We start from the raw sequence: 16,191 nt of genomic DNA, 5'->3' as shown, positions 1-16,191 counted from the left end.
GAGGCCGTCACAGTCCGCGCGGTGGCAACGCCTGAACATCGAACCTCCCGGCCAGTTCCGGCAGGATTCGGTACAGCGCGTCGACGGTGCCCTGACGGTCGCCACCCGCGTCGTGCAGAAGGACGATCGAGCCGGGTCGGATGCCGTTGAGCACCGAGGCGGTGATGCGGTTCGCCCCGGGCACCCGCCAGTCGGACGGGTCGAGCGTCCAGTGCAGCGGTGTCATGCCGAGGTCCCGGGAGACGGAGACGACCGAGTAGGTCCAGGCGCCGCCGGGCTGCCGGTACCAGGCGATCGGCGCGTCGGGCGCCGCCGCGCGGATCGCCTCGCTGGTCCGCATCAGATCGGTCCGGATCCACTCCGATGACTTGGCACCCAGGGCGACGTCATGGTCCCAGCTGTGGTTGCAGAGGGTGTGCCCCTCGGCGACGATCTGCTCGACGAGCCACGGGTACGCCTGAGCGTTCTTGCCGACCACGCAGAAGGTGGCCGTGACGCGGTACTCGCGCAGGATCGCCAGAACCTGGGGGGTGTAGTCGGGATGCGGTCCGTCGTCGAAGGTGAGCGCGACACCGGCGGTGCCGGTGCTCACCCGGGTACCCATCGGGCCGACGTTCGCGTCCGGCTCCTGCCCGTCGGAGCGTTGCGATCCGTTCGGCCCGGTGTCCGGGGATCCGGTGGTGCCGGGCTCGGTGTCAGTGGGCCCGGACTGGTCCGCGTACTCGGGGTGGTCGGCGCCGGTCGCGGTGACGGTGGTGCCGGTGGGCGACGGGTCGGGTATCAGGCTTCGTCCGAGCAGGTACGCCGAGCCGAGCACCGCCGTCACCACGAGCGTGATGATTCCGACGGCCCGGGCCGCCCCCACGTGGTTACCGCCCACCGATGCCCCCCGCTGGTCAACTGGCAGTCACCATAAGACGCGTAAGTCGACCAAAAAGGGCATATGGGAATTTTAGCTTTCGGTCGCGAGGGCTCGCATCGGCAGCGGCGCATGCTCGGCCGTCTCCGACAGGCCCCGCGACGGCGGCACCACGAACTTGTAGCCCACCTGGCGGACGGTGCCGATCATCGACTCGTACTCGGAGCCGAGCTTCGCTCGCAGGCGACGCACGTGCACGTCGACCGTCCGGGTACCGCCGAAGTAGTCGTAGCCCCACACCTCGCGCAGCAACTGGTCGCGGGTGAACACCCGTCCCGGGTGCTGGGCGAGGAACTTCAGCAGCTCGAACTCCTTGTAGGTGAGGTCGAGCGGGCGGCCCTTGAGTTTCGCGGCGTAGGTGTCCGGGTCGATCATCAGTTCACCGGCCCGGATGGAACCACCGGCCCCGGCGGTCGCGTTGCTCAGCCTGCCGACCGCGAGCCGCAGCCGGGCCTCCACCTCGGCCGGGCCGGCGGAGGCGAGGATGACGTCGTCGACGCCCCAGTCGGCGTTCAGTGCGATCAGCCCCGCCTCGGTCACCACCGCGACCAGCGGTACGCCGAGCCCGGTGGCGTGCAGCATCCGGCAGGTGGCCCGGGCCTCACTCAGTTCGGAGCGGGCATCGACCAGCACGGCGTCCGGGCTCGGGCCGGCGACCAGGGTGCGGACATCGCGGGGCGCGGTGCGGACCGAGTGCGGTAGCAGGTCCAGCGCCGGTAACACGGCGGATGGTTCGCCTGCCCGGGCGCTCACCAACAGCAGGATCTCCACGATTACCTCCGTCCCGGCGGCCGTCGCGGCCGCACGCGACCAGCGGCACTCCTGCGGGGTGTGCGCTGGGAACTTCCGTGGGTCCCGGCGTCGCTGACGGGCGGGTTTCGCCGTTGAGCGTAACGGATTACTCGCTCACCACCTTGGCGTGATTTCCTCTTTGCCCTATCTGCCCCTGATCGCGGCTCAGGTTTTAACGTCGTGGAAACGCTGGCACCCGCGATGTGAGGTTGGTCTGGCACGATCGGTGGGTGTTTCCCTCCAACTCGCCCGAGACCGGCCGTGACCCGTGGACCGAGGAACCCTCCTCCCCGGGAGGCGCGGCACCGCGTACCGGTCCGGGCGTGGAGACCGAGGAGAGACGTTCCGGCGGCCCGCGCCGGCTGCGCCGCGGTGGTTCGGCCCGTCGCCCCGACGACGAGGCGGACGCCGACGACGAGGACGAGGACGAACCACCGGTCGAGGTACGCCGGCAGCTCTCCCTCGCCATCGGCGGCTTCGCCGCGCTGCTCGGTCTCGGCCTGGTCGTCGCCGCGCAGACCTCCGCTCCCGGGTACCGGCTGCCCTTCACCCTCGTGGTGCTCAGCGTGCAGGTGTTGTTCGTGCTCTCCTGGACCATGGTCACCCGGCCACCCGCGCTGGCGGTCGTGCTCGGGGCCGGCGTGGTGACCGCGGTGGCCGCCGACGTCGTGGCGGTACGGTCGGCCGAGGCCCGGTTGGCGCTGCTCCTCTTCATCGCGGTCGGTGGGGTGCTCGCCGCGGTGCTCGGTCAACTGGTCCGGCGGGTGGACCGGGTCCGGGTGACCGACTCGCTGCGGACCACCGCGACCACCGTGTTCGGATCGGTCGCCTTCGCCACGCTCATCGTGCTCAGTCGGATCCCGTCCGGCACCCAGGCGATCGCGGTCTGTCTCACCGCCGCCGGGGTGGCGCTGACCGTCGCGAGAGTCATCGACGCGGTCGCGGCCTGGCCGCGCCTGGCCCCCCAGGTGCCCCGGGGAGCGGCGGGGGTGGTCGTCGGCGCCATGGTCGGCACCCTGGCCAGCGCGCTTCTCGGCGGTTACCTGGTCACCCCGTTCACCCCGACCCGGGCCGCGATCATCGGCCTGGTGGCGGCGGTTGTCGCCGTGCTGGCCGATCTCGCCGTCAGCTACGCGGAGGCGGGCCGGCTGATGGCCGGCGAGGTGCCGTCGATCTGGGCCGCACGGCACGTGCAGGGGCCGCTCGGCGGCTTCGCGATGGCAGCGCCGGCCGCGTACCTGATGTGTCGGCTGGTGCTCTGACCGTCGACGCGCGGTGCGAGCCGACCACGCGAGATTGAGAAATCCGGACCACGGGTACCACCGGTTCGCCACTGGCGGCATCGAGGTACGACAAGACAGGAGGCGGCGTGGAGCAGGAGCAGACGTACGGACAGCGGCCACGGCGACGCGGGCGCAAGGTGTTGATCGGGTTCGTCGTCCTGCTGCTCGTGCTCGCCGGACTGATCGTCATCGCCGACCGGGTGGCGGCGAGCGTGGCCGAGCGCACCATCGCCGACGAGGTACGCCAGCAGGTCGCCGAGCAGGGCGCGCAGTCCGCACCACCCGAGGTCGAGGTGGGCGGTTTTCCGTTCCTCACCCAGGTGCTCGACGGCCGGTACGAACGCATCTCGATCAAGCTGCGGGACGTGCAGGCCTCGGTGCAGGGCGACGCGGTCGCGCTGCCCAGTCTCGACGTCGACGCCCGGAACGTCCGGGCCTCACTCGACACCCTGCGTACCGGCCAGGGCGAGGTGGTGGCTGAGACGGTCAACGGCACCGGCACCATCAGCTACCAGAGCCTGGCGGCGCTGCTGGACCGGGAAGGACTGACTCTCGGAGAGCAGGACGGGCAGCTCGCCGTCACCGCCCCGGTGGACATCCTCGGCCAGCGGCTGACCGTCACCGGCACCGCCAACATCGTCGTCGGCGAGCAGGGTCAGGTGGCGTTGCAGTTCGAGGACCTGAACGCCGAAGGGCTGCCGGACGTGCCGTTGGCGCGCACCCTGGTGAACAACTTCGCGCGCAGCATCTCGGTCGACGTACCCCTGCCGGAGTTGCCGTTCCAGCTCACCGTCCGGGAGGTCCGGCCGCAGCCGCAGGGGCTGACCGTGACCGCCGATGCGCGGGACGTGCCGATCAATTCGGCTGGCTGACCGCCGGGTCGGCGTCCCGGATGCTGGTCGGCCCGATAGAGATATCTGGGATCGCTGGTAGGCTCCCTGGTCATGGGGACGCTCCTCACCAAACGGCGCGCGGTCGACCTGTGCCGCGTGGCCACCTGCCTGTGTCGCCCCGTCATCTGACGGCGGGGCTGTCTCGGGCCGCCTAGCGGCCAAGGCACTCGGGGTACGCGTACCTAGTTCCCGGTGCACCCACCGGACGTCCGGCAGCGGCGCCGTCGCACGAACCCGTGATCCGTTCCTAGCTATGGGTCCCGCGCGTGGTGCGACACCTTACATCCCACGACCTCCGCGCGCTGGCTCACCATCCATCCTCACCAGGGAGTGATCTGATGAGTCGCGACACCGCACTCGTTTCGGCCGAGTGGGCCGAGAAGAACCTCGACGCCCCGGGCGTCGTCTTCGTCGAGGTCGACGAGGACACCTCCGCCTATGACTCCGGCCACATCGCCGGTGCCATCAAGCTCGACTGGAAGACCGACCTTCAGGACCCGGTCCGTCGGGACTTCGTCAACAAGACCCAGTTCGAGGCGCTGCTGTCCGAGCGGGGCATCAGCAACGACGACACCGTCATCCTCTACGGCGGCAACAACAACTGGTTCGCGGCGTACGCGTACTGGTACTTCAAGCTCTACGGTCACGGCGACGTCAAGCTGCTCGACGGTGGTCGCAAGAAGTGGGAGCTCGACGCCCGCCCGCTGGTCACCGACACGGTGACCCGCCCGGCGACGCAGTACACCGCCAGCGAGCCGGACACCAGCATCCGGGCCTTCCGCGACGAGGTCGTCGCCGCGATCGGCACGAAGAACCTGGTGGACGTGCGCAGCCCCGACGAGTTCGCCGGCCGCCTGCTCGCCCCCGCTCACCTGCCGCAGGAGCAGGCACAGCGCGGCGGCCACATCCCGACCGCGATCAGCGTGCCGTGGTCGAAGGCGGCCAACGAGGACGGCACCTTCAAGTCCGACGACGAACTGCGCAAGATCTACGGCGAGGCCGGGCTGGACGACAGCAAGGAAACCATCGCCTACTGCCGCATCGGCGAGCGCTCCTCGCACACCTGGTTCGTGCTCCAGGAACTGCTCGGCCACCGCAACGTGAAGAACTACGACGGATCCTGGACCGAGTACGGCTCGCTGGTCGGTGTGCCGGTGGCACTCGGCGATGAGCCGGGGGAGGCCTGAGATGACCGCACCCACCGCAGCAAGCACCGCCGCCGCCGGCTGCGCCGCCCCGGACCAGGCCGCCCCGCTGCCCGCCGGCCTCGACCTGGAGCGGGAGACCGTCATCACCGGTGTCGTTCGCTCTGCGGAGGGCGAAGCGGTTCCGGGCGCGTACGTCCGGCTGCTCGACTCGACCGGTGAGTTCACCGCTGAGGTGGTGACCTCCCCGGCCGGTCAGTTCCGCTTCTTCGCCGCGCCGGGTGCCTGGACGTTGCGGGCGCTCTCCCGTCAGGGCAACGGGGACACCACCGTGACCGCCGGTCGCGGCATCAACGAAGTGGGCGTCACCGTCACCGACTGACCCACGCTCTGATCGGCCGGGTGGCCCGCATCCCTCCCGAGGGAGGAATGCGGGCCACCCGCCGTATCGGTCGCCGGTTGAAAGGATCAGATTCCGGTGGCTCTGGTGCAGGTGGAGGCGGGCTCCAGGGCGAAGTCGAGCGTGCCGACGATGCCTGCCTCGACCCGGTGCCGCTGCACCTGCGGCACCCAGCCGTCCTTGGCCACGATCACCTCGTAGCGACCCTTCGGCAACCACCGGTCGTAGTGGCCGTTCCCGTCGGCGGTCAACGTCGTACCGGTGCCGGCCGAGATCAGGTTCACCCGTACCGTCGCGGGGATGCCGACCGTCACGCCGCCGCAGGTGGTACCCGTGACGGTGCCCCGGATCTTGCCCCAGCTGGCCGGCGGCGACACGTTCATCTCCACCGAGACCGGGGTGACCGGGTAGGGGGTGCCGGAGGCGATGGCGAGTTCGCCCGCGTACCGACCAGGTTGGGCGACGCCAGCCGCCTCGGTGGCGGTGAGGGTGACCGTCACCGTCCTCGACTCACCCGGCGCGAGGGTGAACGTGGTCGGGGAACTGCTCAACCAGGGCAGGTCCGCCTGAGCGGCGCAGAGTTCCAGACCACCGAGCCGTTCGCTGTCCGCGCTGCCCACGAAGGAACTGGGCGACCCCCCGATCTTGTACGCGCCGCAGGTGGCGGCCCCTCGGTACCGGCCGAACCGGACGTTGGGCAGGTCACGCCAGGCCCCGGTGGCCGGATCGAAGCCGACGGTGCGGTTGGTCACCACGGTCGATCCATCGGTCACGCCGCCCGCCAGCACCAGCAGCCCACCGGCCGCCGCGTACTGCGAGCCCCACAGCTCCAGCGGCAGCTCCGGCAGCGGGCTCCAGGTGTTTGCAGCCGGGTCGTACCGGTAGGCGTCGGTGTACTCCGTGCTGCCGGTGCCGCCGGCACAGTAGACCGAGGCGCCGATCCCGCCGCAGGCCAACCAGGACACCGGGTGCGGGTAGGCGGCACCGGTGCTGAACGAGCCGGTGGCCGGATCGAACACCACCAGCTTGTCACTGTCGGTGCAGGTGGCGTCGGCGCAGCCACCCACCAGATACACCTTCCCACCGACCACCGCCGCGCCGGCCGCCGCGACCGGGGCGGGGTTGGTCGCTCCCGCCAGGGTGCTCCACGTGCCGGCGACCGGGTCGAAGACGTCGACCGTGGCGACGGTGGCGTCGTCAGCGCCCCACCCACCGATCACGTAGAGCTTGCCGCCGACCGCCGCCGCGGCGGGCTTGGACCGCACCGTCGGCAGGTCGGGCAGGGCGCTCCAGGCGCCAGGCCCCGGGTCGTACGCCCAGGCCTTGCGTTCGGTGCCGGTGCCACCGCCACCACCGACCGAGTAGATCTTCCCGTCCAGCCACGCGGCGGCGTTGTCGAAGATCGACGCCGGCAGCTTGGCGATCTCGCTCCACGCCTCGTCCTCGGCGGTGGTGGCCGCCGGTGCCGCCCCGCCGTACCCGGTGCCGGTGCGGGCCTTGCTGATCCCCTTCACCTTCTGCTCCCGCAGCGGTGCGCCGTCGCGCCTGAGCAGTTCGAACCGGCCGGCGCGTTCCACCAGGTCGACGCTGGCCGGTGCGGTGCCGGTGTTGCGAACCGTAACCCGGGTGGTGCGGCTGCTGCCGTACGGCTGATGTGACTCGATCGTCGTCGGGCTGACGGTCAGCCGGCCGGCGGCGAGGGCGAAGTTCGCCCGCTTCACCTTGTCGGCGGTGACCGTCACCTCCTTGGTGACCGGCGCGTACGGGGTGCGCTCGGCGGTGACCGGGTGGGTGCCGGTGAGCCCGGAGAAGAACCAGTAGAAGCCGTCCGGCTCGGCCGGATCCCCGGGCGTGGCCGCCGAGACCGCCCGGTTCTCGGGTTGGTCGTCGCTGACCACTGTCACACCGTTGAGTGGGTCACCGGTGTTGCGGTCGGTGGTGGTCCCGACCACCAACCCGCCGGGCACCGGCGCGCACTCACGGTTGACCACCTCCACGTCGTCCACCTGCCACCACCAGGCGAAGGTGCCCTTGAACCGGAAGCGGACCAGCGCGGACGCGGCGTTCGCGGCCGGGTCGAGGGGTACCTCCTCGATCCGGGGGCCGCGCCGGCTGGCGGTCTGGTGCCAGACGTTGGTCCAGGTCGCCCCGGCGTCGGTGGAGACGTCGATGTCGGCGGTGTCGCTGACGCCGACGGCTCGCCAGTCGCTGCGGAACCGCAGCACCGGTGCCGCCGTGCTGGACAGGTCGACCGGCGGGGCGATCAGGTCGGTGTCCTGCGTGTTGCCGGAGCCGAGGGCGTCGCTGTCGATGATGGCGAAGCCGCCGGTGCCGCCGGTGAGGTTGCCCCGGGAGCGCGGGTCGTTGAAGACCCAACCGCCGGAGGCGGTGCGGTTGGCCACCGTCCAGCCGGATGGCGCGCTCGTCCCGTCGAAGCTCTCGGTCAGCAGCGGCGAGCCGAATCGTGCCGTGTATCCGGCAGCGGTGCAGGCGGCGTCGACGGGTACCGCCAGGTTGATCGTGGTGGCCTCGCCGCCCACGGCTACCTCGCGGGTGACGGTGCGGTAGCCCGGGTACTGGGCGGTCACGGTCAACCGGTATGAGGTGTTGCCGGGCAGGGCGACGGAGTAGCGGCCGGTCACCGGGTCGGTGAAGATCGGATCGCCGGACCGGCCGGTCACCTCGATCTTGGCGTACAACGGCCAGCCGTGGCCGGAACCATCGGTGACCTTTCCGCTGACCGTGACCGTCGGGGTGGCCAGCAGAGCGAAGTCCTGGGTGACGGTGCCGCCGTCGGACACCGTGACGGTCGCCGACTGGCCGGCGTAGCCGTAGGCGCTGACCGAGAGCGTGGTCTCGCCGGCCGGCACGGTGAGCGCGTACCGCCCGTCGGTGCCGGTGGTGGTGCTGCGGGTGCCGTCGGTCACCGTCGCGCCGGGCACCGGGTCGTCGGCACCGGAGTCGGTGACCACCCCGGTGACCCGACCGACCGGTCCACGGGGGGCGTCCCGCACCGCCGCGTACGCGTCGAGTCGCCCCTCACCGAAGACGTTGTTGTCGGCCGGGGTGCCTCCGCAGGTGGTGGCGTCGACGTCGCGGGCCGTGCGGTCCAGCAACTCCTCGGTGGCGGCGATGTCCCCGCGCAGACCGGGTGATGCCCCCCAGAGCAGCGCCACGGTGCCGGCCACGTGCGGGGCGGCCATCGAGGTACCGCTGAACGAGGCGTAGCCACCGTTACGGACGCTGGATCGGACGCCACTGCCGGGCGCGGCGATGTTCGGCTTCAGCTCCTCGGTGCCGGAGCCGCGCCCGGAGAATCCGGCGATGGTGTTGTTCACGTCGTACGCGCCGACCGCGTACGCGTTGGTGTAGTCACCGGGTGAGCCGGCGCTGCCACAGGCCGGGCCGTCGTTGCCGGCGGAGAAGACGGGGAACATGCCGGCCGCCCGCCAGGCGGCGACGGTCTGCTGGTACCAGGGGTCACCCCCGTCCCCGCCCCAGGAGTTGTTGACGATGTCCGGGCGAAGATCGGGTCGGGGGTTCTGGCCGGCGGCGTCGGTGGGGGCGAGCACCCACTGCCCGGCAGCGAGCAGCGAGGCGTCCGAGCAGTCGTTCGACTCGCAGCCCTTGGCGGCGATCCACTTGGCACCGGGGGCGACGCCGATCTGGTTGCCGGCACCGTCGTCACCGACCATGGTGCCCATGGTGTGGGTGCCGTGGTCGTGGTTGTCGCAGGGAGCGGCGCTGGCGCACACGCCGGCCGGGTCGAACCAGTTGTACGCGTGGTCGAAGTTGCCGCCGCCGAGGTTGCCCCGGTAGGAGGCGACGAGGGCGGCATGGTCGTAACGCACACCGCTGTCGATGTTGGCCACCACGACGCTCTCGCCGCGGGCACCGAACTCGTCCCACACCCGGGGGGCGCCGATGTTGGTCAGTCCCCACTCGACGGCGGCGGTGCGGGCCCGCGCCGTGTCGGTCGAGGTCGGCACGATCAGCGGGTAGCTGCGGCTCGGCGCGATCCGGGCCACCTCTGGTCGGCGGACGATCTCGTCGAGCAGTGCCTTGTCGCCCTCGACCCGCATTGCATTGGCGATCCAGTACGCCGTGTGCGGCACCTTGCGCTCGTCGAGCAACGTACGCAGGTCGCGTTGGGTGCGGGTGGCGGTGCCGGTGAGCAGCCGATGCACCTCACCGGCCCGGGCGTCGGGGTCGCGCAGCCGACTGGCCTGTGCCAGCGGCGCGGTCTCGGCCAGATAGACCAGGAAGGGTGCGGTCGACGTGGTGTTGAGCTGGTCGAGCAGCGCCGGGTCGACGGCCGCCCGGTGCGGTGCCGGCGGTTGGGCCGGCGCGGCGATCGCGGGCTGACCGGTGACACACAGCACGGCGGCGGTCAGCACCGCCACCGCCCGCCAGCGTGGCGACCGGGTGGATGGTCGTGTGAACAAGTTTCCTCCCCACGTCGTCGGTCCCGATCCGTTCGGGCCCGCACATCCGCGCGCCGCGACGCGGCGGCGCGGAGCGGCCGGGGCGATGTGGGTGGCCGGTGGTGGTGCCTCCGCCCGCTGAGAGTCATGCTCTTGCGCCGACCGTCGGTGATCAATGGACAGCGTCGGTCAGTACTCGGTCAGTGACGAGGCGCGATCCTGACCGATAGGCTGCAACCGGGGCGTCATCGGTGACCATCATTGGCGATCGGTGGAAGTCGCAGGTCAGGGGGGTGCGCTCGGGGGAGGCGTCGTGTCCGGTGAAGAGTTCCCGATTCTGGTCTGCGTCAGCTCCGATGCCACCGTCCGGCAGCGGGTGGTGCAGCGGCTGGACGGTGTCGGGCCGGTGGTGATCTGCGCCGACCTCGCCCAACTGCGGGCGATGTTTCCCGCCCCACCGCCCGAGCCGGGCGGGCCGGGTGACGTGCCCACCGAGCGCCCCGCGGAACGGCCGACCACCTGGGGGGACCTGGTAATCGACCGGGCGGGACACCTGGTCACCTGGCGTGGCGTACCGCTTGGGCTGACCCGTACCGAGCGGGAACTGTTGGCCCGGCTGGCCAGTCCACCGATCACGTTGTGGAGCTACGAGCGGCTGTTCGCCTCCGTCTGGGGCGGTGCCTACCTGGGCGACACCGCAATCCTGCACTCGGCGGTGAAGCGGCTGCGCCGCAAGCTGCGGACGCTGTCCGACGGCCCGCAGGTGCAGACCGTACGCGGTGTCGGCTACCGACTGAGCGCGCCGCCGGAGAGCGGCGACGGGCGTCCCGACGGAGGGTTGCACCAGGCGTGACACGATGACCGGGTGAGCAACGCCGTCCGCACCGGGTACCCTCCGCCGACCGGTCCCCGACCACCGGCCACCGACTCCCGGTGGCCACGTTGGCTGATCGCGGCGACGGTGGCCTGGGCGGTGCTGCTGGCCGGCCTCACCTGGTTCTCGTCGGTCGAGGATCCGCCGACCGTCCGGGAACAACGCACCCTCAGCCAGGCCGGGCCGGTAGTCGACGGGGCCATCGGTGAGCTGGTGGCGGCAGTTGACGGCGGTGTGCCGGCGCTGATTCCGGCCGAGGTCGACCGGGGCTGCCGGATCAGCCCGCTCGCCGACGGTGCGACGCTGACCCGGGCGGTCGATCTGGCGGCGCCAGTGGGCGAGGAGCAGGTCCTGCTGGAGCGAATCGCCGACCAGCTGCCCGCGCGGTGGCGGGCCGGTGTCCGGCTCACCCCCGACGGTCCTCGCCTGCGCGGCGACGCCGGCGAGTTCGTCACGGTGACCGGGCGACCGGCGACTGACGGCCGGATCCGGTTCACTGTCGACACCGGGTGCCGGCCGGTAGGCGACGACTACGGCCGGGCCGGGTCCGCCCCGGCCGGGCCTGAGGTCGGCTCGCTGCTCGAGGCGGTGCGCGCCCTGGGCGGCCGGGCCGGGGAGCCGGAATCGGTGACGAGCGCTCCCTGCCCCGGTGGCGGGGCGGCCCGTACCGTCCGGTCCGTCGTCGACCAGGTGGCCACCGAGCCGCAGGCCGCGCTCGCGCCGTTGGCCGGCGGCACGCCGGTGGTGGAGACCCCGGACGTGTACGCCTACCGGCGCGACGGTGTCGCGGTGCTGGCCGATTTCCAGCCGGACCGGGTAGTCATCTCCGCGACGACGGGCTGCACCAGCTGAGCGACGCGTTGCCGAAGCGGACCGCGCGGCCCGGATGGCCGGGGAGTCACCGTCCGGCCGACGCGGCTACTCGTCGCGGCTGCGACCCAGCGCATCCACGAGGCCCCACCGGCCGGGGATGTCCAGCAGTTCCACCCGGCCCATCCCGGGCGGCACGTGCGGGTCGATGATCAGGTGCTCGCCCTGTGGTTCGAGTCCGAGCATGACCCGTAACAGCAGCATTGGTGTGCCCGCCGACCAGGCCTGTGGGCTGCACGCGGTCGGATACTCCACCGGATAGTCGGTCAGGTCACGTTCGTAGCCGGCAAAGACCTCCGGTAGCCGGCCGGCGAAGTAGTGGGACGCCTGCAACATCGAATTGCAGATCCGTCCCGCCTCATCCCGGAGACCGTACTTCCACAGGCCCCACGCGATGATCGAATTGTCGAACGGCCAGACGGTGCCGACGTGGTAGCCGATCGGGTTGTAGCGGCCCTGGTCGTCGGCGAGGGTACGAACCCCCCAGCCGGAGAAGAGGCGCGGGCCGAGCAGGTGGTCGGCGACCTGCCGGGCCCGGGATTCGTCGACGATGCCGCTCCAGAGCAGGTGCCCGATGTTGGAACTGAGCGCATCTACCGGTGTGCCGTCGGAGTCCAGGGCCAACGCGTAGTACTCCTTGTCCGGCAGCCAGAAGTCCCGGTTGAACCGCTCCTTCAGCTCGGCGGCCTCCCGCTCCAACCGCTCCGCGTAGGCCGGATCGTTCCAGTGCAGCCGCGCCATCCGCGCGCCGCGCAACTTGGCGTCGTAGGCGTAGCCCTGCAACTCGCAGGTGGCCCGGGGGAAGCTCGGCAGCCGACCGTCGGAGTAACAGATCGCGTCCCAGGAGTCCTTCCAGCACTGGTTTTCCAGGCCGGTCTTGGGGTTGCGGGTCTGGTACCAGACGTATCCGGTGCCGAGCAGGTCGCCGTAGGTGTCGATCCAGGTCAGCGCGGCCCGGGTCGCGAACTCCAACCGTTTGACCAGCTCGACGTCGCCGGTCCACCGTTCGTACTCGTCGAGCAGGATCACGAACAGGGCGGTGGAGTCGGCCGAGCCGTAGTAGGGCGAGTGGGGCTGCTCCTCGAAACCAGCGGTCTCGCCGTAGCGCAACTCGTGCAGGATCTTGCCCGGCTCCTCGTCGCGGAAGTCGTCCACCCGGTGGCCCTGCAACCCCGCCAGCATGGTCAACGTCGGTGGGATCAGGTCTGGTACGAACGGCAGCACCTGAAGCGCGGTGAAGATGCTGTCCCGGCCGAACAGCGTCATGAACCAGGGCAGGCCGGCGGCCAACAGACGGACGCCGAGCGTGATCGACTCGTACCGAAGCGAGGCCAGGTCGACCAGACTGCGTCGGTACGCCCCGGCCAGCGGTTGGCAGTCGCAGCTCAGTTTCGGCGCCCGGTCGACGAACTCGGCGTGCTCGGCCTCGATACCCGCTGCCGTCCGGTTGCTCGCGAGGGGAAGCAGGGCGCGGACATCCTGACCGCGGGCGCCATAGATCACGGTGTCGACCGTCAAGCGGACCGTCCACTCCCCGTGCGGGCCGATCCGAATCGGAAAGGTCATCCCCCGGCGGTCGACCTGGGCGTCGGAGCTGCTGCGGATCGTCGTCTCGCGATGAAAGGCGTCCCGCCGATAGGTCAGCCGCAACGAGTTCTCGCCCGGCGTGGCCGTGTTGTGCCCCTTCTTGCTCTTGGTGTTCTTGATCTCGAAGATGTCCGCGAAGTCCGAGCCCATCTCCATCCGGACGGTGAAACTCATCTCCTGCCCGGAGTGGTTGAGCACGGTCAGGTCCTCGGTGAGGTCCCCGCTGACCACCCGACTCCTGATCACCGAGACCTTCGCGTCCAGGAGGTGGGTCGGCTCGCCTGGCACCAGGAAGTAGCGGGTCTGGTGGCAACCGGCGTGGTCGGCGGAAAGGGCCTGCAACCGCTCACCGTCGATCAGCAGCAGCCAGGTGGAGAGGAAACGGGTGTCGAAGGCGAACAGCCCGGTGGGGAAGTCCAGCGACGGCTCGACGTCTCCACGGTGATCACTGACCAGGAAGGTGTTGCCGTCCAGGATGCTGATCAGTTCCGTCACCGGGTCCACCTGGCGTGCTCGCGGGCGACCTCGCGCGGGTCCCGGGTGGCCGGCGCGGACGGCAGGAACCGGCGGAAGGCCAGGAAGAGCACCACGTTTCCGCGGAAAGTGCTCTCGTTGCGGAAGACCGCCGCGATCGCGTGCGCCCGTCCGGTCACCAGCCGGTCGAAGAGATCCACCCCGCAGTACCACGTCGCGTCGCTCGACTCCGCGCCCTGGTCGACCTCGGCGACGCCTGGTCGCATCCGGACCAGCCAGTGCTCGGTGCAGTGCCCTTCGGACAGGTCGATTCGCAGCGTTCCCGCGACCGGGGTGCGCAGGACCTCGGGGGCGCGGGCCGGTAGGCTCGCGAAGAACTGCTCGGTGGCCTTGGTCACTCCCGAATCGTAGGCATTTGCCCGCCTTGGCGGGCGCGTTCCGTCGCCTTGTCAGGTGTCGGCCGAGTTGCCCCGGAGAACGTCCGTGGGTCAGTAGACGAGCGCCTGCGCGCCCTCGGCCATCGTCTCCTCCACGAAGACCGCCGCCCCGGCGATCCGTACCCCGGGGATCACGTCACCCGAGTCGATGTCGCGCCGAGCCGCGCACTGGGTGCAGGCCGTCACCGTGCCGGTGGCGAGAATCACGTGCAGCAACTCAGCCAGGGGGGCCGAGTGTGGCAGCTCGAAATTCTGCGCCCGGCCGGGCAGCGCGAACCACGTCGACTCCCCGGTCAGCCAGAGCGAGACAGCCACCCCGGCAGCGGCCGCGGTGGCTGCCACGGTGAATGCCTGGGCGCACCGTTCCGGCGAATCGGCGCCGGCGGTGGCCTTGACGACGAGAGTGCGGGCCATACCCGCCAGCATAGGATGGCCCGGATGGTCACCGAGATCGGGTTCGTCAGCCTGCTGGTCGCTGGCTTGGGCGCGCTCGCCGGTGGCCTGGTCTACCTGGCTGTACGCATATCGAGAGGCAAGTGGTGATCCGAGGAGTGAGCCGCGTCGGCGAACCCCGCAGTCGCGAACGAGGGTGGTCCGGTGAGTGACGACAACCCGTTGGCGCCGCCGCCCTGGCTGAACGCGCCGCCCGTCGAGGCGTACCCCTTCGAGGAGAGCCACGACCTGCGGGTCGGCCCGAAGCTGCACCCCACGCTCGACGGCCTGCTGCCGTACATCGGTGTCTGGCGGGGGCGGGGACGAGGTGGCTTCCCCACCATCGAGGACTTCGACTTCGCCCAGGAGATCCGGATCAGCCACGACGGGCGGCCGTTCCTGCACTACGAGTCGCGGGCCTGGATCCTCGACGAGCAGAGCCGACCGGTCCGGCCGGCCGGCCGGGAGGTCGGCTGGTGGCGCCCGGTGCTGGACGGCGGCCGGGCGACCGACGAGCTGGAGGCCCTGCTGACCACCCCGACCGGGGTGATGGAGCTGCACATCGGCCGGCGCAAGGGCACCCAGGTGGAGTTCGTCACCGACGCCGTCGTGCGTACCTCCACCGCCAAGGAGGTCACTGCCGGGCACCGCCTTTTCGGCATCGTCGACGGTGCCCTGCTCTACGCGCAGGACATGGCCGCCGTCGGCCAGCCACTGTCCCCGCACCTGTCGGCGCGCCTCATCCGGGTCGCTGGCTGACCCGCACCGGGCACCGGCGGGGCGAGGTCTATGGCAGCGGAAAACCGAGCAGCTCCTGCAATGCCCGGGTACGCGGGCTTCGGGGCAATGGCTCGCCGTCGAGGGTGTGCACCGCGACCAGGCCGCGCACCGACGAGGCGAGCCAGACCCCGTCCGAGTCCCGCAGATCCGCCGGAGTGACCATGCGTTCGGCAGCCCCGCAGCCGACCTCGGCGGAGTGAGCGAGCAGCCAGGCCACGGTGGTGCCGGGCAGGATTCCGGTGCGTGCGGCGGGCACCGCGCACAGCGTCTCCCCGGTGAGCCAGACGAGGTTGGCGGTCGGTCCTTCCAGGGCGTACCCGTCGGAGGAGATCCAGAGCACGTCGTCAACGCCGGCCCGGGCGGCCCAGCGTCGGGCGGCGCTGCTCGCCCCGTACGACGTGGACTTGATGCCCACCGGAAGCCAGTCCAGTTCCGGGCGGGCCGCAGCGGGCACCCCGAGGGAGAGGGTGGCGACGTTCACCCCGTCGTGCCGGGCCTGCCGGGCAGCGGGGGCGACCTCCGACAGGGTGGCGTAGACGGTGGGCGGGCCGCCGCTCTCCGGTCCCCGGGTGCAGACCAGCCGCAACGCGCCCTCCACCTCGGTCGGCCAGCCGGCGGCGACCCCGTCCAGCAACTCGACCAGGGCGGCATCCGTCGGCAGGGTCAGCTCCACAGCCGCCGCGCCGGTCCGCAGCCGGGCCAGGTGTTCCTGGCGCAGCCAGGGTCGCCCGTCGCGTAGGTGCATGGTCTCGAAGAGTCCGTCACCACGCAGTACGCCGAGATCGTCGCCACGCAGCACCGGCTCATCGATCAGCAGCCGCCCCCGACCCAGCACGCCGATCCGCGAGGTCACCATCCGCCGAGCATAGTTCTGGCGTTGG

16 protein-coding genes are annotated in these 16,191 nt (G+C 71.0%); 9 read left to right on the top strand and 7 right to left on the bottom strand.

Annotation, left to right across the window (positions count from 1 at the left end; genetic code table 11):
• Positions 1-7 precede the first annotated feature (7 nt).
• Together Vlu01_RS11660 and Vlu01_RS11655 are read right to left on the bottom strand one after the other, a co-directional pair.
• Complete coding sequence (locus Vlu01_RS11660) at positions 8-880, bottom strand: polysaccharide deacetylase family protein (protein ID WP_203997594.1); 873 nt, start codon at positions 878-880, stop codon at positions 8-10.
• Between the two features lie 72 nt (positions 881-952).
• The gene (locus Vlu01_RS11655; RefSeq protein ID WP_275409316.1) at positions 953-1,690 is read right to left on the bottom strand and encodes a winged helix-turn-helix transcriptional regulator; all 738 of its coding nucleotides are present in this window, start codon (positions 1,688-1,690) and stop codon (positions 953-955) included.
• Positions 1,691-1,941: 251 nt separating this feature from the next.
• On the opposite strand from Vlu01_RS11655, the gene Vlu01_RS11650 reads away from it, so the two are divergent.
• From Vlu01_RS11650 to Vlu01_RS11635, 5 genes are all read left to right on the top strand, one after another.
• Entirely contained in the window at positions 1,942-2,973 is a 1,032-nt protein-coding gene (locus Vlu01_RS11650) for a hypothetical protein (protein ID WP_203997591.1), read from the top strand.
• A gap of 107 nt (positions 2,974-3,080) precedes the next feature.
• Positions 3,081-3,866: an LmeA family phospholipid-binding protein gene (locus Vlu01_RS11645; protein WP_203997588.1), complete on the top strand. Its 786-nt coding sequence runs from the start codon at positions 3,081-3,083 to the stop codon at positions 3,864-3,866.
• A gap of 72 nt (positions 3,867-3,938) precedes the next feature.
• The gene (locus tag Vlu01_RS27925; protein ID WP_311202345.1) at positions 3,939-4,016 is read left to right on the top strand and encodes an Ms5788A family Cys-rich leader peptide; all 78 of its coding nucleotides are present in this window, start codon (positions 3,939-3,941) and stop codon (positions 4,014-4,016) included.
• Between the two features lie 209 nt (positions 4,017-4,225).
• Positions 4,226-5,074: a sulfurtransferase gene (locus tag Vlu01_RS11640; protein WP_203997585.1), complete on the top strand. Its 849-nt coding sequence runs from the start codon at positions 4,226-4,228 to the stop codon at positions 5,072-5,074.
• A 1-nt stretch (position 5,075) separates the two neighbouring features.
• A complete protein-coding gene (locus tag Vlu01_RS11635; RefSeq protein ID WP_203997581.1) occupies positions 5,076-5,414 on the top strand; it encodes a DUF1416 domain-containing protein in 339 nt (112 codons plus the stop codon).
• A gap of 86 nt (positions 5,415-5,500) precedes the next feature.
• Here the strand turns inward: Vlu01_RS11635 and Vlu01_RS11630 are convergent, their stop codons facing one another.
• Positions 5,501-9,877 carry a S8 family serine peptidase gene (locus Vlu01_RS11630; RefSeq protein ID WP_239095847.1) on the bottom strand — a complete coding sequence of 1,459 codons (4,377 nt, stop codon included), beginning with the start codon at positions 9,875-9,877 and terminating at the stop codon, positions 5,501-5,503.
• A gap of 292 nt (positions 9,878-10,169) precedes the next feature.
• On the opposite strand from Vlu01_RS11630, the gene Vlu01_RS11625 reads away from it, so the two are divergent.
• Both Vlu01_RS11625 and Vlu01_RS11620 read left to right on the top strand, forming a co-directional pair.
• Positions 10,170-10,709, top strand: coding sequence for a winged helix-turn-helix domain-containing protein (locus tag Vlu01_RS11625; RefSeq protein WP_203997579.1), 540 nt, complete (start codon positions 10,170-10,172; stop codon positions 10,707-10,709).
• Positions 10,710-10,721: 12 nt separating this feature from the next.
• Positions 10,722-11,582, top strand: coding sequence for a hypothetical protein (locus Vlu01_RS11620; RefSeq protein WP_203997576.1), 861 nt, complete (start codon positions 10,722-10,724; stop codon positions 11,580-11,582).
• Between the two features lie 66 nt (positions 11,583-11,648).
• On the opposite strand, the gene Vlu01_RS11615 is transcribed toward Vlu01_RS11620, so the two are convergent.
• From Vlu01_RS11615 to Vlu01_RS11605, 3 genes are all read right to left on the bottom strand, one after another.
• Positions 11,649-13,682 (bottom strand): amylo-alpha-1,6-glucosidase, encoded by a 2,034-nt coding sequence (locus Vlu01_RS11615; protein WP_203997573.1) that lies wholly within the window; start codon positions 13,680-13,682, stop codon positions 11,649-11,651.
• Positions 13,679-14,059, bottom strand: coding sequence for an SCP2 sterol-binding domain-containing protein (locus tag Vlu01_RS11610; RefSeq protein WP_203997569.1), 381 nt, complete (start codon positions 14,057-14,059; stop codon positions 13,679-13,681). Before Vlu01_RS11610 ends, Vlu01_RS11615 begins: the two co-directional genes overlap by 4 nt.
• Positions 14,060-14,149: 90 nt before the next feature.
• The gene (locus Vlu01_RS11605) at positions 14,150-14,524 is read right to left on the bottom strand and encodes a DsrE family protein (protein WP_203997566.1); all 375 of its coding nucleotides are present in this window, start codon (positions 14,522-14,524) and stop codon (positions 14,150-14,152) included.
• A gap of 12 nt (positions 14,525-14,536) precedes the next feature.
• Here Vlu01_RS11605 and mtfM point away from each other — a divergent pair, with 12 nt between their 5' ends.
• Both mtfM and Vlu01_RS11600 read left to right on the top strand, forming a co-directional pair.
• The gene (gene mtfM, locus Vlu01_RS27780) at positions 14,537-14,641 is read left to right on the top strand and encodes a small membrane protein MtfM (protein WP_046570768.1); all 105 of its coding nucleotides are present in this window, start codon (positions 14,537-14,539) and stop codon (positions 14,639-14,641) included.
• 54 nt (positions 14,642-14,695) lie between these two features.
• On the top strand, positions 14,696-15,289 hold the full coding sequence (locus Vlu01_RS11600) for a heme-binding beta-barrel domain-containing protein (protein ID WP_203997562.1): 594 nt from the start codon (positions 14,696-14,698) through the stop codon (positions 15,287-15,289).
• Positions 15,290-15,317: 28 nt separating this feature from the next.
• Here Vlu01_RS11600 and Vlu01_RS11595 read toward each other — a convergent pair whose 3' ends face one another.
• A complete protein-coding gene (locus Vlu01_RS11595; protein ID WP_203997559.1) occupies positions 15,318-16,166 on the bottom strand; it encodes an aminotransferase class IV in 849 nt (282 codons plus the stop codon).
• Between the last annotated feature and the right edge of the window lie 25 nt (positions 16,167-16,191).

The organism is Micromonospora lutea, from assembly GCF_016863535.1.
Classification (GTDB): domain Bacteria; phylum Actinomycetota; class Actinomycetes; order Mycobacteriales; family Micromonosporaceae; genus Micromonospora; species Micromonospora lutea.
Note: the sequence above shows the minus strand (reverse complement) of the source record. Positions and strands in the feature narration are given on the sequence as shown.

Excerpts from the sequence above, each read along its gene's own strand:
- mtfM (WP_046570768.1), top strand. The coding sequence starts at position 14,537 with ATGGTCACCGAGATCGGGTTCGTCAGCCTGCTGGTCGCTGGCTTGGGC.
- Vlu01_RS11640 (WP_203997585.1), top strand. The coding sequence starts at position 4,226 with ATGAGTCGCGACACCGCACTCGTTTCGGCCGAGTGGGCCGAGAAGAAC.
- Vlu01_RS27925 (WP_311202345.1), top strand. The coding sequence starts at position 3,939 with ATGGGGACGCTCCTCACCAAACGGCGCGCGGTCGACCTGTGCCGCGTG.
- Vlu01_RS11595 (WP_203997559.1), bottom strand. The coding sequence starts at position 16,166 with ATGGTGACCTCGCGGATCGGCGTGCTGGGTCGGGGGCGGCTGCTGATC.
- Vlu01_RS11605 (WP_203997566.1), bottom strand. The coding sequence starts at position 14,524 with ATGCTGGCGGGTATGGCCCGCACTCTCGTCGTCAAGGCCACCGCCGGC.
- Vlu01_RS11635 (WP_203997581.1), top strand. The coding sequence starts at position 5,076 with ATGACCGCACCCACCGCAGCAAGCACCGCCGCCGCCGGCTGCGCCGCC.